Here is a 3,118-nt window from a genome sequence, read left to right on the forward strand (position 1 = left end):
AGCGGGTTCCACACGCCCGGTCAGCCGGTGGTTTAGCGCTGTTCGAGGAGGGCAGTCATCTCGTCGATTTCTGCCTGCTGTGTTTCCACAATGGTCTCGGCCAGTGCGATCGCGTCAGGGAACATGCCGTCCTGGATTTCCTGTTGGGCCATTTGCACGGCGCCGTTGTGGTGGGCCGTCATGGATTCGAGGAACATGGTTTCGGCTTCCGTGCCTTCTGCGGTTCCCAGCGCCGCCATACCTTCCTCGCTCATCATGCCGTCCATCGGACCCATGCCCGGGTCCATGCTTTCCATACCGGAACCCATACCGGCGTCCATGCTTTCCATGCCTTCTTCGGTCATTTCCATGGGTTCTCCCCAGCTTTCCAGCCAGCCGGTGAGCTGCTCGATTTCCGGTTCCTGGGCTTCCTTGATCTGCGTGGCGAGGTCCGTCACTGCCGGGTCAATGCCTTCTTTTTCCAGGAGCATCTCACTCATTTCGACGGCCTGCCGGTGGTGCGGCAGCATCATCTGCGCGAACATCACATCGGCCTCGTTGTGTTCGGCCATGGCCTCGGCGGACGCGGAGGCACTGGGCATGGCTTCCGTAGGTGCGACGGAAGTGGGGGCGGCTGCGGCGGAGCTTTCGGTGCCCATGTCCATTTCCTCCGTGTCACCGGAGGAGGATCCGCAGGCGGAGAGGGTGATCACGGCGGCGGCGGAGAGGGCGGTCAGTGTGGCATAACGGTGCTTCATGGGAAAACAGTCCTTAGAACGTGGGTACGTGGGGTTCAAAAACGCTGAATCGGTCGTCGTCCTGCACCCACGATGACGTGGTGTTGGCTGGTGCAGGATGCGTGGAGATCCCGGGGATCTCCCGTCTTTTATGTGCGACTGATCGAGAGTTGAACCAAGGACACTGTTTGTGGTCTGGACTTGCGGATGATGGTCGGCTCTGGTGGGCCGCGTCGTCTGGTGCCCGTGGTGAGCAGGGCTGAGCGGAGCCAGAGGAAAGTGAGGGCCCCGATCACCAGGAGCGCGATCAAACACATCGCGGTCATCATCGAGTGACCGTTAGGGCATGTGTCAGCACAGAGCGACGTATCCGATGAACCGTGGTCCGCGGCGGTGACTTCGGAGACTGCCGCAAGCGCCGGTCCCACCAGGCCGGTAGCACCGGCCCGGTGGGACGGTGAGCCGGGAGGCGATTCAAGAGTCCCGGCGGGAGCCCCTTCAGGGGACACAACGGCAGCGGACACCGATACGGGTGAGGAACCATGAATGGAGCCTGCCATGCCCTCGGAACCCGGGCCGATCCATAAGTGCATGGACATTACCCCGACCAGAAGGGTCAGAAGACGAAGGCACCATCCCCACGATACGGGCGCTCCGGAGGGTGATCGTTGTAAGGCAACAGGGCGAGGGGATATCAGGCGGTCCATCAACGGCGGGAGCCCCTTCAGGGGACACAACGGCAGCGGACACCGATACGGGTGAGGAACCATGAATGGAGCCTGCCATGCCCTCGGAACCCGGGCCGATCCATAAGTGCATGGACATTACCCCGACCAGAAGGGTCAGAAGACGAAGGCACCATCCCCACGATACGGGCGCTCCGGAGGGTGATCGTTGTAAGGCAACAGGGCGAGGGGATATCAGGCGGTCCATCAATCCCTCCTTGTCTTACTCACGACTCATTCGACGATCAACACCCGGCAGTTGTCTTCCGGCTGGGTCATTGATGTGTCCAGATCTCCAAGAATTATACCCGTTGGGGGTACAACAGTCGGTGTGTGCTTGCGCTCTGCGACTTTCCTTGCATACAAAGTGATCACCTCCCACGAACTCCACGCGAGAATGCCGCAGGCACCGGAGTCACTGATTCCAACGATCTTCGCCCCGCTGACATGCCGTAACGACAAGGCAAGGACCAACTGTCATTCGTGGATCAACCCCCGGACGGGGGAGCAGCGGCGCGGATTGCCGAGCCGGTATCTCAGGCAGTCCGCGCCAAATCGGATGTTTTGATCGATGTGCTCAAAGTGGATAGTCACCCTGCTCCTCCCCGCCTCTGTCAAGGAGTGCTGATTCGCTCGGGGTTGAGGTCGATCCGGCGGAGTAGTTGCGCGTTCAGGGCGACCACGATTGTGGACATACTCATCAGGACTGCTCCGGCGGCCGGGGAGAGCAGGATTCCGGCGGACGCGAGGATGCCTGCGGCCAGCGGGACCGCCAGGATGTTGTACCCGGTGGCCCAGATCAGGTTCTGGATCATTTTTCGGTAGCTCGCCCGGGACAGGTCGATCATCGCCAGCACGGACCGCGGATCGTTTCCGGCCAGGACCACGCCGGCCGATTCGACGGCGACGTCGGTGCCTGCGCCGATGGCGATGCCCACTTCGGCCCGGGCCAGGGCTGGCGCGTCGTTGACGCCGTCGCCGACCATGGCGACTTTCAGTCCGCGGGACTGCAGTTCGGAGACTTTCGTGTCCTTGTCCTGGGGCAGGACGTCGGCGAACACTTCGTCGATGCCGAGTTCACGGCCGACGACGTCTGCGACCTGGCGTGCGTCACCGGTGATCATCGCGACTTTCACCCCGCGCTCCTGCAGGGCTTTCACTGCTGCCCGGGATTCCTCGCGGACCTTGTCCTCAAGCCGGAGCGCACCGATGACGTGCCCGTCGCGGATGATGTGAAGGACCGACGCTCCACGTCCCACCCACTCCTGGGCTGTCCCGGAGATGGCGGCAGGGGTGCTGAGGCCGAGTTCCTTGAGCAGATTCGGCCCGCCCACGGCGATGTCCGTCCCCTGAACGGTTGCGCGCACCCCGCGTCCGGTCAGTGAGGAAAAGCCGGTGCCGGTGTAGGAGAGGGCTGCCGCCTCGGGGTTCTCCCGTGCGGCGGTGACGATGGCGCGGGCGACGGGGTGTTCGCTGTCGGATTCGGCGGCACCGGCCAGGGCCAACAGCTCCGCCTCACTGGTTCCATCGACGGTGGTGACGGCGGTGACGGCGTGCTTGCCTTCGGTGAGGGTGCCGGTCTTGTCGAACAGGACGACGTCGATGGTGCGCATGCGTTCCAGGGCGATCCGGTCCTTGATGAGCACCCCTGCCTTGGCTGCGCGTTCGGTGGAGATT

Annotated in this window: 2 protein-coding genes; both read right to left on the bottom strand. The window is 63.0% G+C overall.

Annotated elements, in window-relative coordinates; translation table 11 throughout:
* Positions 1 to 32: 32 nt before the first annotated feature.
* Positions 33 to 638, bottom strand: coding sequence for a DUF305 domain-containing protein (locus Y704_RS0102385; RefSeq protein WP_343212798.1), 606 nt, complete (start codon positions 636 to 638; stop codon positions 33 to 35).
* Between the two features lie 1,417 nt (positions 639 to 2,055).
* On the bottom strand, positions 2,056 to 3,118 hold a 1,063-nt coding region (locus Y704_RS18430), incomplete at its 5' end, for an HAD-IC family P-type ATPase (protein ID WP_035771308.1).

Source organism: Arthrobacter sp. Br18 (assembly GCF_000520555.1).
Taxonomy (GTDB): domain Bacteria; phylum Actinomycetota; class Actinomycetes; order Actinomycetales; family Micrococcaceae; genus Arthrobacter_D.